This window comes from Polaromonas sp. P3_C2, assembly GCF_056402675.1.
On the sequence record NZ_JBFUGX010000635.1, the window covers coordinates 1 to 2,382 of the forward strand.

Genomic DNA, 2,382 nt, shown 5'->3' on the forward strand with positions numbered 1-2,382 from the left:
GTATAACGTAATTTATACCGCATATGGGTGCAATATAAGGTGGCAAATCCACCCACAAAACCAGCTTCCATTGCCCGCTCCATATGACCTTCCTGCTCCATTAAATATACCTGTCGCAGCGCTCATTAGAACTCTTGTTTACGACTTTAGCTACGCGAAATAGCTGCACCCTAGCCCACCTGCAGCTCGTGCTCATAACACCACATCCAGCTTTCCCCCGGCTCAAACGACTGGATCACCGCGTGCCCCGTCGCTGCATGGTGTTTACTGGCATGCTGGTTTTTTGAATCGTCGCAACAGCCGATATGACCGCAGTGCACGCACAGCCGTAAATGCATCCAGGTGTCGCCCATTTTCAGGCACTCTTCACAACCTTTGGCATTGGGTGCGTGGACTTCGGAGGGGACGTGGCTGCAGGGTTTGATACGCATAAAAAACTCCCATCAGACGGCCACAGCCGCGCTCTCCATCGCCGCCAGGTGCTGGTGGATCATGGCCACAACTGCAGCGCCCTCGCCTATTGCACCGCCCACGCGCTTGACAGAGCCGCTGCGCACATCGCCAATGGCAAAAAGGCCCGGAATATTCGTTTCCAGCGGAGCGGGTTTGTAGTCGGAGTGCTTGCAGGTAACAGCCTCCCCGGTGCGGACAAAACCGTGTGCATCAATGGCTGCGCCACAACTTGTCAGCCAGCTGGTTTCCGGATCGGCGCCGACAAACAGGAACACGTTGCGCACATCCGCCGCGTGTTCGGTGCCGCTCTTGCGGTTGCGCCAGGTCACACCGGAAAGGCCTGTGCCGCCATTGCCGTCGCCATCATCATCATCGCCGTGCAGCTTCACCACCTCGGTATGCGGCAGCAGCTCGATGTTGGGTGCGGCTTCAATGCGGTCTATGAGGTAGCGCGACATGCTGGCGGCCAGGCTGGGGCCGCGCACCAGCATGTTGACCTTGGCCGCATGCTGCGACAAAAACACCGCCGCCTGCCCGGCCGAATTGCCACCGCCCACCAGCACCACGTCGGTCTGGCTGCACATCTTTGCTTCCAGCGCAGAAGCCCAATACCAGACACCGCGGCCTTCAAATTTTTCAAGGCGCGGTACCTCGGGGCGGCGGTAGCGGGCGCCACTGGCCACCACCACGGTCTTGGCGCGCAGCGTGCGGCCGTCGGTCAGATTCACCTGCAGCTCGCCCTTGATGGCCTTGTGGGCGCAGTCCAGCGATTGAGCCTGCGCGGGGATCAGCATTTCCACACCAAACTTTTGTGCCTGCACATACGCACGGCCGGCCAGCGCCTGGCCCGAGATGCCGGTAGGGAAACCCAGGTAGTTTTCAATGCGCGCACTGGCGCCGGCCTGCCCGCCGTAAGCACGGCAGTCGAGCACCAGCACATGCAGGCCTTCCGATGCGGCATATACCGCCGTGGCCAGCCCGGCGGGCCCGGCGCCCACCACGATCACGTCAAACAGCTCGTCGTGTTCTTCCGTGTCGACCATGCCGATGCAGCGCGCCAGCTGGTTTTCGTCGGGGTTCACCAGCACCGAGCCATCCGGGCACACCGCCAGCACATCACCGGCGGCCACGCCGTATTGCTCCATCAACGCGGCGGCGCCCGCGTCCTGGGCGATGTCCACCACATGGTTGGGCTCGCCGTTGCGGTTCAAAAAGCTTTGCAGACGCACCACACCGGCCGAGTTGGGCTGGCCGATCAGCACCGGGCCGCTGGCGCCGGCTTCGATCAAGGCCACGCGCCGCAAGATCAGCGCGCGCACCAGCCGCTCGCCCAGGTCGGCTTCGGCAATGATGAGCGCGCGCAGCTGGCCGGGCGGCACCAGCAGGGCTTCGACATCTTCTTCGGCATGGCCGTCCACCAGCGCGTTCTGGCCCGACAGCTGGCCAACTTCCGCCAGAAACTGGCCCGGCCCCTGGTTGACGATGGGCACCACGTGGCCGAGGCCGTCGCGCTGGGTGATGGTGACCGAACCCTTGAGCATCACAAACATGCCGGGGCCGGGCTCACCGGCGGCAAACAGCCTCTCGCCTTTCTTGAACTGCAACACCTTGCCGAAGCGCTGGATGCGTGCAATTTCAGCGGCGCTGAGCACCGGAAACATCTGGTGGTGCCGGCTGGTGTCGGCAGCCAGCGGGGATTGGGCTGGGGTGTGGGTTGCGTTGTCGGCCATCAAAATACTCCGTTAAGCCTGTTGCCTGCGGCTTGTGCGCGCGGGCTTTGGCATCAGTCAGACGATGCCATTAAACGACGAATTGGATGTCGAATCCTCCTGCAGCAGTCGGGATTTCGGCGCAAGAGAACAAATCCGACCATCTTGGGCTAGCAGGCCTGTACGCTCATGGCTGCACCCCTCGCTTATCAACGAACAC

2 protein-coding genes are annotated in these 2,382 nt (G+C 62.0%); both read right to left on the reverse strand.

Annotated features, from left to right (window positions below):
• Window positions 1-170: 170 nt before the first annotated feature.
• Window positions 171-431, reverse strand: a complete 261-nt coding sequence (locus AC1DWI_RS20040) for a UBP-type zinc finger domain-containing protein (RefSeq protein WP_477670808.1) — start codon at window positions 429-431, stop codon at window positions 171-173.
• A gap of 12 nt (window positions 432-443) precedes the next feature.
• A complete protein-coding gene (locus AC1DWI_RS20045; protein WP_477670809.1) occupies window positions 444-2,183 on the reverse strand; it encodes an FAD-dependent oxidoreductase in 1,740 nt (579 codons plus the stop codon).
• Window positions 2,184-2,382: the final 199 nt, after the last annotated feature.

Excerpts from the sequence above, each read along its gene's own strand:
- AC1DWI_RS20045 (WP_477670809.1), bottom strand. The coding sequence starts at position 2,183 with ATGGCCGACAACGCAACCCACACCCCAGCCCAATCCCCGCTGGCTGCC.
- AC1DWI_RS20040 (WP_477670808.1), bottom strand. The coding sequence starts at position 431 with ATGCGTATCAAACCCTGCAGCCACGTCCCCTCCGAAGTCCACGCACCC.